10 protein-coding genes are annotated in these 20,366 nt (G+C 54.9%); 3 read left to right on the top strand and 7 right to left on the bottom strand.

Annotated elements, in window-relative coordinates; all coding sequences use genetic code 11:
• The first annotated feature begins 899 nt into the window (after positions 1 to 899).
• Positions 900 to 1,397 (top strand): DNA-binding protein, encoded by a 498-nt coding sequence (locus tag OHL21_RS13005; protein WP_263417700.1) that lies wholly within the window; start codon positions 900 to 902, stop codon positions 1,395 to 1,397.
• Positions 1,398 to 1,419: 22 nt separating this feature from the next.
• Here OHL21_RS13005 and OHL21_RS13000 read toward each other — a convergent pair whose 3' ends face one another.
• Positions 1,420 to 3,453 carry an O-linked N-acetylglucosamine transferase, SPINDLY family protein gene (locus tag OHL21_RS13000; protein ID WP_263417699.1) on the bottom strand — a complete coding sequence of 678 codons (2,034 nt, stop codon included), beginning with the start codon at positions 3,451 to 3,453 and terminating at the stop codon, positions 1,420 to 1,422.
• Positions 3,454 to 3,756: 303 nt separating this feature from the next.
• Here OHL21_RS13000 and OHL21_RS12995 point away from each other — a divergent pair, with 303 nt between their 5' ends.
• A complete protein-coding gene (locus OHL21_RS12995) occupies positions 3,757 to 5,409 on the top strand; it encodes an alpha-L-fucosidase (protein WP_263417698.1) in 1,653 nt (550 codons plus the stop codon).
• Between the two features lie 297 nt (positions 5,410 to 5,706).
• On the opposite strand, the gene OHL21_RS12990 is transcribed toward OHL21_RS12995, so the two are convergent.
• From OHL21_RS12990 to OHL21_RS12965, 6 genes are all read right to left on the bottom strand, one after another.
• A complete protein-coding gene (locus OHL21_RS12990; RefSeq protein ID WP_263417697.1) occupies positions 5,707 to 9,312 on the bottom strand; it encodes a TonB-dependent receptor in 3,606 nt (1,201 codons plus the stop codon).
• A 195-nt stretch (positions 9,313 to 9,507) separates the two neighbouring features.
• Positions 9,508 to 10,326: a class I SAM-dependent methyltransferase gene (locus OHL21_RS12985; protein ID WP_263417696.1), complete on the bottom strand. Its 819-nt coding sequence runs from the start codon at positions 10,324 to 10,326 to the stop codon at positions 9,508 to 9,510.
• Between the two features lie 439 nt (positions 10,327 to 10,765).
• Entirely contained in the window at positions 10,766 to 11,881 is a 1,116-nt protein-coding gene (locus tag OHL21_RS12980) for a ferritin-like domain-containing protein (protein WP_263417695.1), read from the bottom strand.
• A 618-nt stretch (positions 11,882 to 12,499) separates the two neighbouring features.
• Positions 12,500 to 12,895, bottom strand: a complete 396-nt coding sequence (locus OHL21_RS12975; protein WP_263417694.1) for a DUF3106 domain-containing protein — start codon at positions 12,893 to 12,895, stop codon at positions 12,500 to 12,502.
• Between the two features lie 465 nt (positions 12,896 to 13,360).
• On the bottom strand, positions 13,361 to 13,726 hold the full coding sequence (locus tag OHL21_RS12970; protein ID WP_263417707.1) for a MerC domain-containing protein: 366 nt from the start codon (positions 13,724 to 13,726) through the stop codon (positions 13,361 to 13,363).
• 575 nt (positions 13,727 to 14,301) lie between these two features.
• Positions 14,302 to 17,049 (bottom strand): TonB-dependent receptor, encoded by a 2,748-nt coding sequence (locus tag OHL21_RS12965; protein ID WP_263417693.1) that lies wholly within the window; start codon positions 17,047 to 17,049, stop codon positions 14,302 to 14,304.
• A gap of 1,011 nt (positions 17,050 to 18,060) precedes the next feature.
• Between OHL21_RS12965 and OHL21_RS12960 the strand changes: the two genes are divergently transcribed.
• The gene (locus tag OHL21_RS12960) at positions 18,061 to 20,361 is read left to right on the top strand and encodes a TonB-dependent receptor (protein ID WP_263417692.1); all 2,301 of its coding nucleotides are present in this window, start codon (positions 18,061 to 18,063) and stop codon (positions 20,359 to 20,361) included.
• Positions 20,362 to 20,366 lie beyond the last annotated feature (5 nt).

Below are 20,366 nucleotides of genomic sequence, written 5' to 3'. Positions count from 1 at the left end.
CAGCTTCCGCCTTCTTCTCCATAACAGACGCAGCGGTTCCTCACAGAGCTACTTCTGATTCAACCCTAGCTCCCTCTCCTCAACTCACTTTTTCTCCTCTCACGTACAAAGTAAGTGACATTAGGCTTTCAGCCCACGGTATATCGGCTCGATATGAAATGGGCTTTAGCCCTGGGCTTTTTCCTCGCGTACAGAGGAGGCCCAGGGCTGAAGCCCGCTGAACACCCCATCCAGCAAGGCTGGATGGGGACCCGCTGCTCCCACCAGTTTCAGTCATCCTCTGTCAGATCAACTGGAATTTGTCGATACGCCGTGGTTGCTAGAGACGGGAGGGGCTGTTTAACCTCTTTGTCATTTCGGAGCGTAGCGGAGAAATCTGTTTCTCTACCAAGACTCTTCCAGGCTCAAAAGCCGGACAACAAAGCAGATCTCTCCGCCATCGCCGCGAAAATACAACCAACTCGTGATGAACATCATCTTGGCGTCCATGAGAGACAAGACGGAACACAAAACACCAGACTCACCCGTGGCAGGACGCCCCCCGGAAGCGGGGATCAACTCCAGCATCATGAAAACGCTGGGCTTGGTGGTTGTCTTCATCCTCGTAGCCGTGGCAATCTGGTGGTTCTATCGCAACTAGAGCATTTCTCCCAAAGGTGTAGTGCGGAGCCTTGGGTCCGCAACTCCTCCGGTGGTGAAGTTATAGCGGTTTGCGGCGTTTTCCTGTGAAGAAAGCGGCATTCGTAGAGCTATTCAAAGCTATATCTTGGGTTCCGCAGTCTTCCTTCTCATCGAACTTGCCCTCCGCTCTTAGCTGCTCCCTGAATTTCCCAGGCGAGACAAAAGAAAACCTCCCATGTCTCTTTTCTCGTCGTAGACACCGTGTAAAGGAGGACGAAATGCCTGACAAATCAACAACCGAACGCGCAAAGAACGATCTTCGTGAAGGGAAGTCTCCGTCGACAGCGGCTGGAGAATTCGTGCATGAAGAGATCGACCATATTCGCGAAGGGAAACACGGTGCGCGATCGCCGCAGCAGGCCATCGCGATCGGTCTCAGCAAAGCACGCCGAGCTGGAGTCCCGCTTCCTCCTCCAGGAAAAGGACAGGCGAAGGAGAGTACGCGCAAGTCCGCTGAGAGAGAGTACGAAAAGGGCCAGGAGGGAGCCGAGCCGCCTTCTCCGAAGCGCTCCCGGGCCAGGGAGCGAGTGCTACAGCGCGAATCTCACAGATCCGCAACACGCGGCGCTCTCTCAAAGCAGGCGAAGACGGCTTCAAAAAAGCGGACATCGAAGAGCCGGCATGAGGCAGCGATGAAAGCTGTGGCTACCAAGGGTAAAGAGGGACTCAGACGTGCGGCTCGCAAGGCGGCGCAGACCCGTGGCAAAAAGAAGTAACCACAGCGAAGGAAAGGGTCCGCTAGAAAGTTACAGGAGGCAATCCCTCACACCAACGCTGCCAGGCCAGGCGCAGCTTCTGTACCAGCGTTTCTACGAGCTGATCATGCTGCCGCAGTGCACTTGCGGCAAACATGGCAGGCAGCTTCTCTCGAAGCTCGTTCAAGGCCTGCAGATTTTGTGTCCAGAACATTGCCTTCTGCACAAATTCGTCGCGATCATGCGCAATAAACTCCGGAATTCCAACGTGCGACGCAATGGACGTCCCCAGGCGACTCGAGACCAGGTCTCCGCGTAGGGTAAGTGTCGGAACTCCCATACACAATGCATGGCTGATGGTCGTACTGCCGTTGTAAGGGAATGTGTCGAGGCAAAGATCGGCCATCCGGTATTGCTCCAGTTGTTCCAATACGGAGCGCGAGTGAAGGAAGAGCAACCTCTCCTCCTGGATACCCTCAGCGGCAAACCACGCTTTTACGGTCTCCGGCGCGGAACCATTAGACATGGTCGCCAGCATCATTCGCGAGCGAGGCAGGGCCTTCAAAACCCGGGCCCACAGTGCGATGTGGGCTTGGTTGAGCTTATTGATACGAGCCAGGCAGCAGAAGGTGAAATATTCTTTGGTCAACGCGGGAAGAGCATTTCGTTCCGGAGCCGGTTCATGTGGATCAAAGCTGGTAGTTGCTGGCAGGTAGAGGATCTTCTCAGCGAACTGAGATTGCTCAGCCGGCGTAATCAGGTTGGCATCGCCCACGAAATAGTCCATCGCCTCCAGGCCCGTTGTTGCGACATAACCTATCCAGCTCATTTGCAATGGAGCCGGTTTGTGGGCGAAGGTTAGCATGCGGTTGTCGCCACTGTGACCGGACAGATCGAACAAGATGTCGATAACGTCGGCTCGTATGGCCCTCGCAAGGGCCGCATCTGAAGCCGTAGCCGCTCCGCGCCAGTAATGAAACAGCTCTTGATACTGTGCTGTGTAAGCATCATGCTGGCGGCTGGCGTTATAGGCGTAGAGCTGCAGGCCATCGTACTGTACAAGCCGTTGCAGTGCGGGCATGAGATAACGCACCACCGGATGATTGCGGAAATCGCCGGAGACGAAGCCAATATGCAGGATACGGTCAGGATCCCGCGTGTTGAGATAGTTGCCCCAATGAGATTTCAGCGGCGTTTCGAATTGTGCTGCGTAAGCACGGTGTTCCGCGAGTATTGCCGTGGGAGTGCAGTTATCTCGAAGAGCGAGCGTGAATAGCAGATTGCTGTGACCCTGGGCCAGGTTGGGATCGATCTTAAGTGCGTGCCGTAGCAGCATCTCTGTCTCGGCGACGAACCCGTGCTGCCCCATCAGTTCGCCCAGATTGACAAAAGGCGGGGCAAAGTTTGCGTCGAGCTCGATGGCGCGACGGTAATACGCCTCAGCTTCGGGGTAGCGATGCTGCTTGCTTAGAAGTTGACCGTAGTTATTCAGCAGACGTACTTCCTGGGGCATGACCCGCACGGCGCATCGATAATGCAGATCGGCTTCCTCCAACTGCTCGCGCATGTTGAGGATATTCGCCAGGTTCCCATGCGTCAGGCCATGATCGGGATCCATGGTCAATACAAAACGGAGTTTGCTCTCTGCTGCTGTCAGATTGCCCATTTCGAGCAATGTGACGCCCAGGTTGTAAAACGGTTCAATAGAGTCCTGATGCAACGCAATTGCACGCTCGTAATGACGGATCGCCTCACCACGGCGGCCGGCGCCCTTCAATGCGTTGCCATAGTTGTTGTGATATTGCCAATCATCATGCAGACTTGCGGGCGCCTGCTGATAGAGCGCAATGGCAGTGTCCAGGTCTCCACCGGTAGCGATGGTCGCGGCGAGAATCTTCCAGACAAGAGGGTGTTGCGGGTCGCGCGCATTCAAACTGCGAGCCAGGGCCTCAGCCTCTGCGAAACGTCCTTGAAGGAAACACTGTTCCAGCGCCGACAACTCCTGAGGGGAGATCGCGCCAAAGTTAAAAAAGCCTCGAGAAGAAGGGGCCTGTGTGCCGGCAAAAGCGGATTTCAAGGGGCAGTCCTCCGTGAATTCGTACCCATGGACCAACCCTCAGCATGGACAAGGGAGAGTCACGATTGTATGTAGCAATGCCATTACCATCGGCGGGGTACAGTTTGTTGGAAGGCTCTTATCTGGAACTGAAGGGTACTCTAATCCTCAAAAAATCCATGCAAGTTGTTGATTTATAGGTGCATAATGGCCTCCCTTTCTACCTTTTGGACCCTATGCTCAGCTGCGGGGAATGAATACTATTTCATTCGTGAACTTGTTTTTTCATGTATGGTTTTCGTGTTGCTTCATCGGAGGAAATCTGTGAGGGAAGTGCGACCGCTGCGCCAAATCATCCATATCCTGAGTCTTCTGTTTCTGATTCTCGTTTCTTTTCCTCTGGCCGGGATTGCTGAAGATGACCCGGAAAAGGGATCGCTGAATAAGCCGGACAGGTTGGAATGGTTTCGCGACCAGGGTTTCGGTCTCTTTATTCACTGGAGCGTCGACAGTCAGCTTGGCGTAGTGATCAGCCACTCGCTGGTAGGGGCTTCACCCGAATACACCGATCGCTTTTTCAATGAGCTGCCGAAGACCTTTGATCCGGATCGTTTTGAACCCAAGGACTGGGCCCGTCTCGCACATCTGGCAGGTATCCGCTACATGATGTTTACGACCAAACATCATTCGGGATTCACAATGTTTGATAGCAAAACGACAGTCTTCGGAGTTATGCATACTCCCTTTCATCGTGACATCACACGAGAGGTCTTCGATGCCTTTCGTTCCGAGGGGATTTCGACCGGCGTTTACTTCTCTCCTGACGATTTCTGGTGGCTTCATCAGAACGGCAAGATCATCCGCCGCTCTGTGCCTGATGTGCAACCGAGGAATAACCCGGGACTGATGCAGTACGACCAGGGGCAAGTCAAGGAGTTGCTGACGAACTATGGCAAAGTCGATGAGCTTTTTCTCGATGGGGAGGCGGTCGGTCTACGCGACCTTGCATGGAAGCTCGATCCCAACATCATTGTGACTCGTGGCGCCATCAAGACGCCCGAATTGACTGTGCCAGGCATGCCTCTTCCCGGGGCATGGGAGACGTGCATGACGATGGGAACAGCCTGGCAGTACCAACCCCAGAATGAACACTACAAATCAGGGGGAGAGCTGATCCGTCTGTTGGTGCAGACACGCGCCAAGGGGGGCAATTTCCTCTTGAACGTCGGGCCGAAACCGAATGGCGAGCTCCCGATCGAGGAAGAGGAGCGTCTGCGTGAAATCGGTCTCTGGATGTTCGTCAACTCCGATGCAATCTATTCCGTGCGTCCCTGGGTCATTACCAACGAAGGTGATATCTGGTTTACCAAAAAGAAAGACGGCAGCGCGCTCTATGCCGTCGTCGAATCCAACGCTCCATGGCCTCGTGCTACATGGAAGGAATTCACGCTCCATTCCGTTCGAGCGACGGAAAAGACAGAGGCGAGTGTCCTTGGCCAAAACGATGAAGTCGTGGAATATCACCCCGAAATTACTCCCAAATCGACATGGCATCAGGAGAAGGACGGGCTCCATGTACGAGTGCTGCAGGCCCAGCGGTTACAGGACAATTTTCGCTGGCCGAATCCGGCGGTAATCAAGATTACAAATGTCGAGCCCGCTCTCAAGCCACCACAGGTACAGACGACCGGTTCAGTCGTGGGCACATCGGGAGAAGAGACACTCGAAGGATCTGTCCTCGATATGGGTGACCAACCCTCGCTCGAAGTGACCTTTGAATATAGACCGGTGTCCGGAGAGGATGTGAATTCACGGACGGCTGTCTGGACCGCGACTCCGGCGCAGACAATCTCCAGACCGGGACCATTTACAGCAAACCTCAACGGACTGGATCCTAAGGGCATTTATGAGTTTCGCGCAGTGATTCATCACCCGCTGTTGCCACTCTACGGAACAGAGCTGAAGATGAAGCGCTAGTGTGGTGAGTGTGAAGTTCATCGCAAAATGTTGTCATCCTAACGGTAGTGAAGAACCTGCTTTTTAACGCTTCGGATGGCAGGAGCACTTCATGATTTATGGCATGGACTAATGACTCAGGACACTGGAGCATTTTCCCTGTAGGTGTGGCGTAGGGTTTCCACATCTATGGGCGTTTCTGCAATGCACATTTTTCCGGGATGCCCAGCAACAGGGGAAATGCTCTAACTGAAAAGGATCGTAAGAAAGCCTGTCCGAGAGATGCTTCGGACAGGCTTTCTTTACTCCTGGATGTTCTCAGAACTGGAACTTACCGGCGAATTGAAGAATACGTTGTGCGTTTCCGGAAGCCACTCCGCTGATAGTGCCAAAGGTTGAAGGTGTCGTTACCGTTGCCGCAGGATTGCCGAGAACCGGATGGTTCAGGACGTTGAAGGCTTCAGCATCGAGTTTGAAGGACACGTTCTCGCGAATTGGGAAGATACGGTGGATCGAAGTATCGAGCCCCCAGGACTGCTGTCCCTGTAGGAAGTTGCGAGGGGCATTTCCGAGTGTTCCGATTGCCGGTGTTTTGAAGGCGCAGGGATTGAACCATTGCGTCCGGGTACGGGTCGGACCGGCGGGCGGTGCACAGGACGGGTTGCCGTCGACCGGACCGGATTTATAAGGATCACCGACAAGGTCGGCACGTTCATAGGTACCGGCATTACCGGTGTTGGCAATGTCACCTGCTGCAGTCACATTGAAGTTCTGGCCGGAGCGGGCGGAGATGATGGCATTTACCTGCCAGTTTCCAACGACATAGTCGCCGATCGTGTTTCCCGTCGAGAACCGCTTGTTCTTTCCGACGGGAAGCTCATACACCAGGTTAGCGGCGAGAATCTGAGGGATATTGAAGCTAGCAGGTCCGCGGCTGCCGCGCGGGTTATATGGATCCTCCGGAACTCCGCCTTCGACCCCGAAGTAGCCATCACCTCCCTCGTTCAATGTCTTGCTCCACGTATAGGCTACGGTGTATCCAAGGCCGTCACTGAATTGACGCTGGAACGAAGCCTGCAGCGCGTTGTAAGAAGCATTCGCGCCCGAGTGATCCCAGGACTTTTGTGGAACCGTATAGGGGAACGGTTGCCCCGTGTTGGTTCCGCGTGCGGCGAAGGATACGCACGTGGAGCATGGAGTTCCAGTGTTGTAGTAGCCGCCGATATCCAGACGGTGTGATGACGATCCAACGTAGTTGAGCGAAAGAATGGTGCGACGGCCGAACTGCTGCTCAATCCCGAAGTTGTACTGCTCAGAGTACGGATTTTTCCACTGCGGATCGACCATGTAGTTTACGTTCGATGACCCAAAAGGAGTCGCAGCCGGCAGGTTGCCGGAGTTGGCGGCAAAAGGATCCTGCGCCGAGGTGTAGATGGTTCCAGGAGTATTGGTTCCATTGATCTGCAGGGTTCCGGTATCGGGCCACGATCCCTGGTAGTTCTGGGTCATCTGAATAATGGCTGCCCAGTTGTCATAGGTCATGCCGAAACCGCCGCGAATCGACATTTTGTCGTTGACGCGATATGCGAAACCGATGCGAGGAGAGACATTGTCTTTGCTGCCGTGGAGAATCTTTCCGCCTGTGGCAACCCGAACGTGTGCAGGCAGGGTCGCGCTGGGAAGACACGGCGCGTGCTTGCGTTCACTGCATAGCGGCGGTAGCTTCTGGATAATATAGTCACCGGTATTGAAGTCGAAGTCGCCCGTTTCCGGCGAGCCCTGCAGGCCGATGGACTCATCCGTGCCAAAGGCCGGAATCACACTACGGTCATAGCGAACGCCGATATTTAATGTGAACGTATGAGTGATCTTCCAACTATCCTGAAGATAGATGTTGGCAATGCCTCCCGGGCGCTCCGTAAGAAAGACGTTGCGCTTGTTCTCGGAGTTGGGATAGTCGAGTAGAAAATCGGCCAGACCGAAGCCTGATTGAGCAGCAATTTGGGCCGAAGTGATATTCGACGGGGAGCCCGGGTTTGCCCCGGCCTGACCTGGAACATTGCCGAAGTTACCAGTCGAGGCTCCAGTAAAACTGACTTGTCCCTGTCGCAGTTGCGCCGTGTAATTCACCTGGTCCCATCCACCGCCGGCTTGAAGTTGATGATTACCGATGGTGTGCATCACGCTTCCCAACCATTCGTGAATGCTGGAGAGGTTTTTAGATGGGCTGTTGACCTCGCCGCCCGAGAAACCGTTAGTCACCGCCTGAGTCACAAGCAGGGTTGCACCTCCGACAAATGAATTGCACATATCTCCCGAGCAACCGTAGGTCTTCCAGAGGTTACGGTCGTTGAACTGCGTAACGACCGTGTTTCCAACGTGTGTACGACCGTACTGTACCTGCATGCTGGTCGCGGGGCTGAAGACATGCATCCAACTCACGCCATACTGTTCGGCAGGAATGTCCGTGGAAGTGAAGAGTGTCGGAAGTGTGCTGGGGGCTTCCTGGTTCCACTGTATGCCGGAATAGCGGAAGAAGATGAAGTCTTTCGTGCCGATGTGCTGATCAATACGGCCGGTGTAGTTGTACACCTTCTGACGAGTCGGATCGGTGATCTGGTAGTTGTATGTGGTCGGAGCAATCCCCGGAATAACGATCGGCCTAACATTCCCGAAGACTGCCTTGACGAAGGCGAGGGAATAACCGTTCATCTTGTTAACCGGAATCTGGTTGCCGAGGAATGCCGGACGATAGGGAACTGGTGCATTGTTGGCCACAGTTGGATCGTAGAGCTGGCAGGGATATGTTTGTGCCTTCGTGTCGCTGGCGGAACAGGTTCCACCCTTATTGACACCGGTGCTGGCACTGGAGAAGTCGCCGTTGAGTTGTGCCTGCGTGGGAATCAGAATATTGGTCGATCCGGCCTTGGAATAAAGCGTTCCTTCCATGCCAACCAGAAAGAACGTCTTATCGCGGCCGTCATAAAGCCAGGGAATGCGTATCGGGCCACCTACCTGGCCTCCAAAGGTGTTGAGGTGATAGGACGGCGGAGCAGAGATATACGGCTTGGCATCGAAGCTGTTATTGCGGATGAACTCCCAGGCGGATCCGTGAAAGCTGTTCGTTCCCGACTTGGTGACGATGTTCACCACGCCGCCAAGCGAACCACCATAGACGGCGTCGTTGTGAGAGTTAATCTTGAACTCCTGAATGGTGTCGATAATAGGTGGCACGGCATAGGTGTTGTACCAGGCCTGGTTATCGTTCATGCCATCAACAAGGTAGATCGTGGAACGGTTGCCGGCTCCATTGATGGACGGGAAGGAATAGCTCGTTGTTCCAGCCGCGGTGACTGCGGTGTTGCTTGCACTGCTGTTTTGACCGGTGCTGATGGGAGTCACACCAGGCGTCAAGGTAAGAAGTTGCGTAAAGTTACGGCCATTGAGCGGAAGGTTATTGACGGCCTTTTCGTCGATCACAGTGCCGAGCTGCGCGGTTGAACTTTCCACCTGCGCTCCGGTCGCCTCGACGGTAATGGTGTCGGTAACGCTTCCGGTTCGAAGCTCGGTATTGATGGTCACCGCCTGCGCAACACCCACGTCAAAAGCCGCCACTGTCTGCGTCTGAAAGGATGCTGCCGTGAAGGTGAGGGTGTAGCGCGCAGGTGGAATAGCTGTGAAGACGTATGCACCTGAATCGTTGGTGATGCTCTCACGGAGAACGTTTGTCTCGATGTTCCTCAGAACGACTCGGGCGCCCGGCAACGACGCGCCGGTGGGGTCAGTGACACTGCCGTTCACGGAAGAGGAAGAGCTCTGCGCTCTGGCAAGGGTGGCGCTGATGAGAAGGATGGCTCCGCAAAACACTGCCAGAACTCTTTTGCGGGACGATTTGCGTCGGCTCAGTGCTGCAATGGCTTGCATAGGGATGCCTCGCTACCTGGGAATCGGTCTGCTTTGAAGCGGGGCGAATCCTACAAAGCCGTTAAAAAGCCTGTCAAGGGAATTTTTCACTGATGGTGAAAAGTTTTCACTGATTAAACCTTGAATTGAGCAAGGGATCGCCACAAAACGAAAGAGCCCGGCGGCGGCCGGGCTCTGCGGAATCGAATATTTCTGTTATTTCTTGCGCGCGGTGATCTTCAGATACTGGTTCTTCACCAGCGTATGGATATCGGCGTCAACAGCGACGTTTGCCTCCGACCACAGTGCCACCAGGTCGCTATAAAGTGCTTCCTGTCCGGCTCCATCCAGCTTGCTGAAGGCCACCTTTGTGGGCCCGAAGTAGTTTCGGAAGAAATCGACAGCACCCGCTGGATTTACCCGCATATCGAAGTCGATAGGAACCAGCTCGGTCTCAATATCGGTGAAATACGGTTCCAGACGCGATCTCACGGTAGCCTCGTCGCCCCACAGGACGGGGGGCTGAACTCCCGGTGGCGGCGGCACATGTTTTGTTCCGGTCCTGAACATCGCGCCGGTGAAGCTACCAGGATTCCAATTGCCCATGGCCAGCAGGCCTCCAGGTTTCAGCACGCGTGCCGATTCTAAGGCGACCAGCTCAGGTCGAGGAGCGAACATTGCGCCGAACATCGTGGTGACCGCATCGAAGCTGGCATCGGGATAGGGAAGCGCTTCGGCATCGCCTTCATCGAAAGCAATTGTCAGCCCTTCCGCCGCCGCACGTTCGCGGCCTTGTTCCAGTAGATTGGTAGCGATATCAACGCCGGTCACGATGCATCCGCGGCGAGCGAGAGGAATGGCTGTGTTGCCGGTGCCACAGGCAACATCGAGCACCTTACTGCCGGCAGGGATCGCGAGTCGGGAGATGAAGTCTTCTGCCCCTCCTGAGATGGTTTTAGCAACAACGCCAAAATCGCCGGCCATCCAGGTCGAGCGCATGGAAGCTTTGATTTGTTCAATAGTTGGAGCTGACATTGGTCACCTCGTACATGACATTAGAGCAATTCTCCTAATACTGTAGATCTGGATAAATCTGCGGATGCCGTTTTCTTCGAAGGAAAACGGCGCAGACAGCCAATGCTCCGTCCTACACACCTTTAGGGAATTGCTCTAGGGGCCCGGGCGAACCTGCGCAGAATCCCATAAAAGTGCAGAACGGAACGCGGGGTTTGCAGCAGGATGGTACCAGATGAGAACCGCAAGAATCTCAGATATTTCGTCGCCGCTGCACTCCTCTCCCCGGGATACCCAGCAACAGGAAAATGCTCTAAAGCTGACTTCGAAGCGGTTTGGAAATAATAGTTACCAAAACCTCTAAGGCCACAATCCGATCTCCAGGCACCCAATCTTCGCGTCGTCTGCAACGCTGGGCGCCTGGAGTTTCGTAGTGGAAAATTCGAGCGATGAAGCTGGCTTAGTCTTCCCGAATTTCCCGCCTGGCCGCATCTGCTTCTCTTGCTAGTTGGGTAAGGAGATTGAAGAAGGCTGGCTGCTGACCGATGAAGAGTCCCATGGACGTGAGGAAATTGACTACGTTCATGGCGATGCCTCGTGTCTCTGTCGGACGAACGACTGAGCATGGCGGGAGCTTGCGGCTCAGGAATGGGCATGGCTCCGGCATGATCAGGTTTGTTTGGAAGGTTTCGCCGCCAAATGGTGACGAATTCAAATCTGGAAACGTCACGGTGACTCCAGTCACCGGATCTTTCACGTTGGTTAGAGTCGGCGCGTTGCCGGCTTTATCCTGCCAGGTTTGGAAATGCATGGCTTCCGTTGGGCCGATGCTGACGAGAATCCGCAGGACCTCGACGCTACTGGCTCTCTGGGCCATGGCTGAATAGAGGCTGATGCCGCCTTGTTCGACGGTTGGCATGTGGAATGCTGCGGTATTTGCGATGGCCTGCAGGAAGTTTGGGTCTGTAGTGTCGGCATCGGTGCGCGGGATAGCCGTGTGTTGACCACTCGCCAAGGTTGGAATTGCCTGCGGGAAAACGAAGTTTGGATCCAGGTCAGGATTGTTGGTGTCGCTGCGGTAGCGAGTCCACCAACTGGTGTCCAGTGTGAGCTGCATGAGATTCGTGAGGCGTAGTTTTCCGCTGGAGCCGGATGCTGTACTTCCTTTTAGCGTGCGAAACGGCTCAAGATTGACTGGTTCCGCTCCTTTGGAAACCAGATATGCATTGAGAAAGCTCTGGTGAGTGAATTCATCGTCAGTGTTGTCGTGAATGTACTGGGCCATATCGGAGTCCAGTTGTGAGAGCGCATCCGTATAGGCTGAATTTCCGTTTCCATCTGGTTCTTCCTTGTCCTGAACACCTCCGAGTTCGTTGTATTGCACCCAGAAGTCTGTCTCCAGGGTCTCTGCTGCTGCTGCGAAGCGGAGCAGGGCTGCATCTCCTCGAGAGATGCCACGGCGCCGTTCGTCCTGATCGTCATCGGCGAAAAGGGGTGAACCACTGGCAAGGAGTCCGGCGCCGGCAGCGGTTATTCCGTTCTTCATGAACGAACGGCGATTGAGCGCAGTTTTCATACTCGTCCACATATCTTGCATACGGGGTCTCCTTTATGAGGGTCGAACTTGCGCAACATGGTATGTAAGCAGCAAACGGAGGAATGTCTGGCGGAGGTAATAGGATTGTCTTTTTGACAGGACAATAAGTGATTGATGGCAAAAGTCTTCTTGCCTGATTTGGAGTTTCATAGCCAATAAATCCATACAATGTTGGGCTGCTCACGCAACAGAGCGCCTTGTTTAAGAGTTGCAAAGGTTCTTCGATCCATTGGAGACGACTACATTTGTTGGAGATGCCATGCGAGTCTCACGCCTGCTCCAGGCGCGCAGCGCCATCAGGTAAACAAACACGACACAGCCCATCGAGCAAGCCGGGACAGAATGCCATGAGGATGCGGTAAAGAAGCCTTCACTCGCCATAGGTTCACAGCCCCGAGAAGAATCAAGAACCAGGGCGCATGTGGGCCAATCTCGCCGCTGAGAAAGCCTTTGGGTGGATATGGATTGATAGCGTGGCTGGTTTGATCCTTGTAGCTATCATTGTCCGTGCCGCAACTCTCTCCCTGCAGGCCAAGAACTGCTGCGATCATTAGCTGAAGCTTGTGGCAAAGGCGGATCCCCGCCAGCCGGCTGCAGTTACCGCCCCATCTCTTGAATATAGGGAGCAGTCTGAACAAGCCTTCTAAGCGTTCCGCGCTCAGTCTCTGTTAGCTGGCTGTTGGCAGGGGAGTCAATGGCTTTTTGACGTTGTTCCGCCGGAAGCTTGCTGATGTTGTGGAAGGTTCGCGCAACGAGTCGCCGGCGTTCGAAGGGGAGCCCTCCTAGCTCGCGCAGGGCTGAGCGTACCTGTTCCCGTTGTGCAGGTTCGAGCCGCTCGAGTCCCTCAAGTCTTCGCAAGGTCTTTTCTCTCGTCTCGGACGGCATGGCATGGAGTTGTCCGAGGCGGTTGAAGATTCGCGCCTGCGTCTCAGGTGGTAACTGAGAAAAACCCGGCTCGCTACGCAATGCATTGCGTTGCTGTTCGAGGGTCATCTCGCGATGCTGTACAAGCCACTGAGATAGGCGGTCTCCTTGCGAATTGTCAGGCAGAGAATGTGGTCTCTGATTCCTCTGCATCTCTGCCGTGACCCCGCCTCGATCGGGAGGGTGTCGTTGCTGGCAATCGAGCGGGGATACGAGTGTGCTTACTAGAAGAACCTCAACCTGTATATAGCTAAGCCGCACTCGTATGTCTCCTGTCGATAGATTGCGAATCGTGACTTGAAGGCGGAACCCGGCTTTGATTAGGAGAACCTACAACCGGCCAAATGTTCCGCGTAGAGCATTTTCCCTGCAGGTGTAGTTCAGAGCATCCGCATCTATGGGCGTTTCCCGCAATGAAAACGCCGCTGTACGCCCCTTCCGGGATACCCAGCAACCGGAAAAATGCTCTAGCGTTGGCAAACAGACAAGTTATGAGTTCAACAGGCCAAAATCCGAAAGTTCATGAGCGCACATCTATTCGCTAGAGCATTCACAATTACTGCAGAACGTGTGATTTATCCGGTGGGCAGCAATCATCAAGCTACTCCCGATCATGGTCACTATCACTTCGAATCCATGGGAGGCGAGTGCTTCACCGAACCATGCGGCGCCAACAATGGATCCCAGGCCGGCTGCCATTAAAATGAGAACCCGCGAGCGGCGATGCCTGCGGAAACCGGTTGTCAAAGCTACCGCTCCCAATAGTGCGACAATCACCGAAAGCGTGCGGTGGATGCGTTCTTCCTCAGGCAAGAAATGCGCAATTACCGGAGAAAACGAAAGCAATATTGGAGTCAGGAGACAGTGCACCGTGCAAAATACGGAGGCACATATTCCCATCCTGTCGGCCCATTCACGAGAGCCGGCTGTTGAAATGCGGAATGTCGAATTCATTCGTTCTCTAGATCTTTCTGTGCCGTCGAGCCGAAAAAGTGCTCGTACAGGCGTATCTCCGTCGGATTATCTTTCCTTCCAGCGAAGGATCGAGCTTCTTAACGTCTGCGAACCGTTTCTCTCTATTCCTTGTAAATGCGAGCAATCCATGCCCCCAGATTCGCTGACAGGACCAGCAAGAGGAACAAAAGCACGGCAAGCCATTTATCCCAAACCGACCACCGAATTCGCTTCAAACGCTTCTTGGTGCCCCGAAATCTCCGGGGTCTGGGTACGTAGCTCATAGGCTTCACCTGCCGGCAAAACGTCATGAGGCGGCCTTGCTCTTCTCTATACAGAAGAGCAAGGCCCCCCAACGAACACGCAGGTTCGTTGGGAATCGGATTAAGGGGGACGAGTCGGCCGTCGTTAGAGCATTTCCCTGTAGGTGTAGTCCAGAGCATCCGCATCTATGGGCGTTTTCCCCAATGAAAACGCCGCTGCATGCTCCTTTCGGAATACCCAGTAACAGGGAAAATGCTCTAAAAATGGAAGCCGAGTTCAGCGGTCAACGAACGAGGTGTGACATAGTGCGTTCCGCTGAAGGTCGAGAGGAAGTTGTACAGAGCGTACTTATTCGCGATGTTCACTCCCGTCAGACGAAGGCTCCATTTGTGAGTATCACCCTTGAAGAGATTGTCAATGCCAATCGAGACATCAAACAGATTTCTCTTCTGAATACGGGGTGGGTTCTTGTCGTCGTTCTCGGTTCCGGGTGTCGGAATGGATACGAGATTGGAGGTCAACTGCGAAGCCAGGCATTGGTCGAAGCCGGCAGTTGGCGTTGCCTGGACACCGTTGCATGTAAGTCCAGCCTGAGACTGCTGATCGGCGGTCAGGCCGCTCAGGTCGATACCTGGCTGACCATTGATCGTGATGGATGGACCGCCGTTGATGGGATTGCACAGACTATTCTCATCGGTGACGTTGTAGCAGGGAACAGAACCTGCCACCAAGCCGCTATCGAACCGCCAGTTGAAGCCGACCCACGATCCCCGCTTTCCGGGAAGGGAATACTGCAGGTGGGTCGTCTGATTGAACTTCTCATCGTGGTCGATGCGGAAGGGATATCCACCATTGCCAACGGTCGCTCCAGCACCCGCAATCTGTGGCGGATAGAAGCGCGCTGCCACTGAGGACATCACAACAAAGGCAGAGATATTGTGGTAGTTCGGCACATCTGCACGCAAGACGAAGCCTGGAATCTTTGAGTTATGCCAATTGATCGGAAACGTGATCGGTGTGTTGCCAAGGACTCCGAAATCAAAAGCGTTGTGCGTGTACTTCCAGATGTAGTCGGCACTCAGCACGAAATTTTTACTGAAAGCCTGTTGTAGACCCGCATGGAATTCGTTGCGGAAGCCTGGCGTTAAGGTCGTTGAGACTCCAGGGGTGCATGCGAGCAACGGAGCAAGAACATCGTTTCCGCAGCCTTCACTGGAGATCACCAGATTCTCGTTGAACGGGCTCTCCAGAGTTCTGGCGTAGGACGCACGTAAGACGGTTCCCGTCTGTTTGATCGTGTAGGCGACGCCGACACGGGGCTCGGCCTGGCGAGCAACCGCGAGACCGTTATACAGGTCTCCGCGCATACCGACATTGAAGAGCCAGTTTCCTGCCTTGATCTGGTCTTGGATGTAGAGGCCGAGTTCTTTCACATCAGCTTGTCCAAAATAGTGGTAGAGGCCGCCACCGCGCGTCAGGTCATACGGAGCCAGAGCCGAGTCGTATGTTCCGCCGTCTGCAGGATCGTTCGACGCGAAACCTGCGGCAGCGCATTGCGAGGGATCAGAGAATCCGGCCTGCGAGTTACCAGATCCATCGACGCACGGAGCATTGAAGGTCGGATCGACAATACCCAGGTTGTCGCGCTCCCGGAGGAAGGTATGCTGATAAACCGCCCCCAGCTTGAGATTGTGGATACCTTTCACGTAGGAGTAGTCGGTTCGAAGGCCCGCATTGGTGAGAGTGCGGTCCTGCGAAACGGATTGCTGCTGCGTTGGGCTGAAATCGGCGAGCGGATTCTTGCTCGGATAATAGTTATACCCATCGCGCCGGACAAAACCACCGAAGTTGAATACCGAAGTCGATCCAACCGTGTGGGTATAGGTCGGAGCAATATTGAAAGTCACGATCTTGGAACGTTGGTCCGTATTGCCGACATTGTCAAAAACCGGACTGTCGGTAGCGCCGCCGCTTACGACGTTGGATATGTTCAGGTTGTCGTATGCATTCGGGGTCTGGAACCAGGACCGGCTCACGCCAGCATTCAGGTGGATCGAGTCCTTCGGCGAGAGTTGAAAGTCTACGCGGTCAAAGAAGTTTGCCTCGTTACCTTTGGCGTGGAAGACCTTGAACTCAGGAGGATCGAGGAAACGGCCGGTGTTCAGTCCATCGATTTCGAAGAAGTTTCCCCAATTTTTCCCGCCGTAGCTGAGATCGACAGAACCGGTTGATGAGCCGAAGGTTCCGTAAGACGTGGTGATGGAGCCTGTTGGTTTCGTAACTCCTTGACCCGATCGAGTCGTTACCTGGATTATGAGGCTGGTCTTGCCGCCGAATTCGGCCGGAGGAGCTCCGGAGATGACTTCAAGCGACTGAACGGAATTCGACGGAAGCTGGTTGGAGAAGACCTTGCTCTGCTGATCGGTAATGGGCTGGCCGTCAATCGAGAACGAGTTAGAGGCGTGGTCGCCAAGACCATGAAAGAGGCCATTTGAGTCGGCGGCGACGCCTGGAGAAGCCAATGTGACAAGCGAGCTCAAAGAAGAGGCTTGGCTTTCGAGCGGAAGTTTGCCAAAAAGACCGCGGTCCACGTCTGTATGGAAGGTCGAGTCGTTCTCGAGCAGGTCGCCGCTGTCAACGGTCACGACAGCGGATGTTCCTCCGACCTTCAAAGCCGTCGTCAGATTTACTGGAACGAAGGAGCGGACATCGACGTCCTGCGAGAGCGTGCCGAATCCCGACGACGAAAACGACAGGTGATAGGGATTCAGGGGAAGATTTGTGAACTGATACCGCCCCGAACTATCAGTCGTTGTCTCTCTCTTGTAGCGGCTGACAACGTTTTCGATCGTCACCGTCGCTCGTGGCAAAACTGCCCCGGAACTGTCGGTGACGACTCCATAAATTGCTCCTGAATTGCCTGCCGACTGTGCTAAAAGACCTGCGACACTCAAAAATAGAACAGCGAACAGCGACGCGAAAGCGCGCCGAATTGGCGTGAACATACGCTACCTCCCATAAAACTGGCCTGATTGTGAAAACGCGAATTTAGGACAAGTGCGCGTCAGCAGGCGGAGGCCGGGTATAGAGAGCGAATGCGAGGCGGTGCTGTTTGAAGGGCGAAGACGGCAGTGAGTCGATCGCTGCGAGAACCTGAAAGCCGAAAACGCAAATGGAACTCGCCACAGGTGCGACAGCCGTGTGAGCTGTTACGCAAAGGGCGCAATCGGCATGTGACAGGTCACTATCGAGGTGAATGTGCGACGTGGCAATCGTCGTACCAACCAGCATCAAAACCAGGCAGAGGACGCCGAGGAGAGCTCTCCATGGGGTCCTTTCGCGCATGTTTGTGGGGCGGGTAGGCATTTATGGTCCGAAGACTGCTTCCGTAATAGGTAACACAGTTCTAACCGATCAGTCTACTAAGTCTTAGCCTCCAACCTGTATCTGTCGGAGGTTGGCGTATCCCATACGTCGCGTGATGTTCACCCCAAAATACATCGATCATTACCGCGCCTCTAACTCTTTGGGTTGCAACCCAACCTCACAAAGTGCTAGTTTTCGGGAATGCCGCAGATTCTCAGACAGGTTCGTGCGCTTGCGCGTACTCTGTTGGTCGTAGCTATCATAGCGACCTTCCTCGCGGCTGTATTGGTATCTGCAGCTCACATCCATACGCGCGGCGATCATCATGATCACTGCCTCAATTGCCAGATGTCATTCCAGCTTCTGTGCGTTCTAGTGGCCTGTGCTGGACTCCTTGTCTTTCGTGTCCAGACACCTCGGCAGCCTGAGCGGATAGCTCTCTATCGGCGCAGCCGGTACTACAGCAGCATCTGGGTTCGACCTCCTCCCCGCTAGTCCCTTCCTCTCTTCTTCCATCGCATTACGCTCTCGTTCCGGCCTCTTGGTCGGATGAGGGGTGACCCATTGTCCGGCGGTTCTGCCGTAACGGTATACGTGATTCGCATGCGATGACGCGCTGAACCTGTAGCCACATCCAGGAAGGAACTCTCATGTCTCGTCTTTGCCTCTTCGCGGGCGCACGCCGCCTCGCGTTTCTATCCCTGTCTGTCAGTATCTTGTTGCTGCCGTCGGTTGCACTCTCTCAGGCGGCGACGCAGCCTCAGCCTGCCGACTCCCATGACAAAAGCGTTATCGCTCCAGTGAACGAAGAGGTCACCGTTACCGGAACCCGTACGCCCATCGAGTTGGAAAGCTCGCCTGTCTCGCAGGCCGTCGTCTCGCGGCAGGAGCTGGAGACACGCGATGTCCGCCTGATCGACAAGGCGTTGGAACAGGTTCCCGGAGTCATCAGCCTGCGCGCCCGCGGTGCCTCTGATAACGACTTCGGTCTGGGACTGCGCGGTTTCGCCGGACGCGGCGGCCAAGTCCGAACGCTGATTCTGCTGGATGATCAGCCGATCAATAACTCGTTCAATGGTTCCATCAACTGGGCGATCTTTTCCCCGAACGACATTCAGCGTGTCGAGGTGGCACGTGGGCCATTCTCGTCTCTCTATGGCGGCAATGCCATGGGCGGCGTTATCAACCTGATCAGCCGCCGGCCTGAAGCGCGGCACGCCGATCTGTTTTATCAGTACGGCAGCCGGGCTACCGATAACTACAACGTCCATCTCACAGACAGATACTTTGACCGTCTGGGTGTGACGCTTGGCTACAGCCGTTATAAGACTGGCGGCTACTCTCCGCAGGGTGCGTTTGGGACGTTGAGTACTTCTACCGCGGCGGCTACTCCCGTAACCGGTGTGAAGCAGTGGCTTACAACCACCGGCGGAACGCAGTACGAGATCGGTTCACGCGGAGCACAGTGGTTCAAGAGCGAAGATCTTAGGGCTCGTGTGGAATACACCTTCAGCCCACGCGTCTTCGCTTATGTGCAGTTCATGCACATGCACCGAGGCGACGGCTTCGGTGTCTATGCCAATAATCTCCGCAATACGTCTGGCGCTACGGTTCCGACCGGCCTGGTGAGCTTCGTTGACAGCAGCGGCGCGACTCGCAAGCTGAGCTTTACTCCATCCACCTTTCTGGGCGGGCCGTCGGGCGCGACGACGAACTTCTATCACACTCAGGTGACTGCGGATGTATCGCCGCACTGGAATCTACGCGTAACCGCCGGCCTGAATGTGAACCCAACCTTCTGGTACGTCACTCCCGGAGCAGCGGCCACGCTGACCGGCGGCGCCGGAACCTCGGCGAAGCAGTTCGGCCAGTCTCTCTATGGAAACATCCTCACCACGCACACCTCGCGTTGGGGAACGCTGCTCTTCGGCACCGAGACGCGCGCCGACCGTGCTTCGACAGTCACGCGAAATGCAACCAATTGGCTGAGCCGCGACACGATGACAAATGTCACGCTCAACGCCGCAGGAAAGACGATCGACCAGTCAGGGTATGTGCAATACCAAACGAACTTTGCTGATCGATTGAACCTGATCGGCGGAGGCAGGTTCGACTACTGGAAGACCTACGACGGCAGCAACCTGGCAAGCGCCACCGCCCCGCTGTTGAACTACGGCAACCGTTCGCAACATGCGTTTACCGGCAAGATAGCCGCGAACTATCGTCTACCTGGCGACTGGCACCTTCGTGCCAGTGTTGGCAATGCCTTTCGTGGACCATCGGTCTACGAGCTCTACTACAACTTCGTCATCACAACGACGAAGTATGTCGCCAATCCGGACGAGAAGCCGGAGCACCTGCTTGCATACGAAGCGGGTGTGCAGCACACCTTCAAAAACAGATATTCGATCGAGGCCACCGGATATACGAACCGCGTGACCGATCTTATCTACCGGACTAGTGACCTGGGGACCGACCCGACGGGAAATACCAAGATCCTGACGAATGCAGGGAAGAGCCGTACCTGGGGCGTGGAACTGTCGACCCGGCAGAGGCTTCTCAACTGGCTGGAACTGCGGGAGGGATACACCTACACCAACTCGATCATCCTCGAAAACCAGAGCTTGCCGGCGACCATCGGCAAGACGTTGCCCTACGTCCCGGCGCATACGCTCACCTATCAGGCCAACCTGTCTCCGAAGCGCTTCGCCATCAACTGGACGGGACGGTATGTAAGCCCGGTCTATTCCAGCGACACCAATACCGACACCATTCGCCGCGTTCCCGGAAGTTACGACCTGTTCTTCGAGATGGACGGAACAGTGACCTATCGGGCGACAAAGAATATCTCGCTCGTCGCCAACGCCGACAACATGCTCGACCGCAAGTACTTCCTGTACTACCGCAGCCTTGGCCGCTCGCTGTTTGCGGGCGTGCGGCTGCACTTCTAAGGAGG

Source organism: Terriglobus albidus (assembly GCF_025685425.1).
Classification (GTDB): domain Bacteria; phylum Acidobacteriota; class Terriglobia; order Terriglobales; family Acidobacteriaceae; genus Terriglobus; species Terriglobus albidus.
The sequence above is the reverse complement of the archived record's forward strand: the minus strand, read 5'-3'. Positions and strand labels throughout refer to the sequence as shown.

Coding starts and splice junctions, on each gene's coding strand:
- OHL21_RS12970 (WP_263417707.1), bottom strand. CDS start 13,726: ATGGGAATATGTGCCTCCGTATTTTGCACGGTGCACTGTCTCCTGACT.
- OHL21_RS12965 (WP_263417693.1), bottom strand. CDS start 17,049: ATGTTCACGCCAATTCGGCGCGCTTTCGCGTCGCTGTTCGCTGTTCTA.
- OHL21_RS12980 (WP_263417695.1), bottom strand. CDS start 11,881: ATGAAAACTGCGCTCAATCGCCGTTCGTTCATGAAGAACGGAATAACC.
- OHL21_RS12985 (WP_263417696.1), bottom strand. CDS start 10,326: ATGTCAGCTCCAACTATTGAACAAATCAAAGCTTCCATGCGCTCGACC.
- OHL21_RS13005 (WP_263417700.1), top strand. CDS start 900: ATGCCTGACAAATCAACAACCGAACGCGCAAAGAACGATCTTCGTGAA.
- OHL21_RS12960 (WP_263417692.1), top strand. CDS start 18,061: ATGTCTCGTCTTTGCCTCTTCGCGGGCGCACGCCGCCTCGCGTTTCTA.
- OHL21_RS12975 (WP_263417694.1), bottom strand. CDS start 12,895: ATGACCCTCGAACAGCAACGCAATGCATTGCGTAGCGAGCCGGGTTTT.
- OHL21_RS12990 (WP_263417697.1), bottom strand. CDS start 9,312: ATGCAAGCCATTGCAGCACTGAGCCGACGCAAATCGTCCCGCAAAAGA.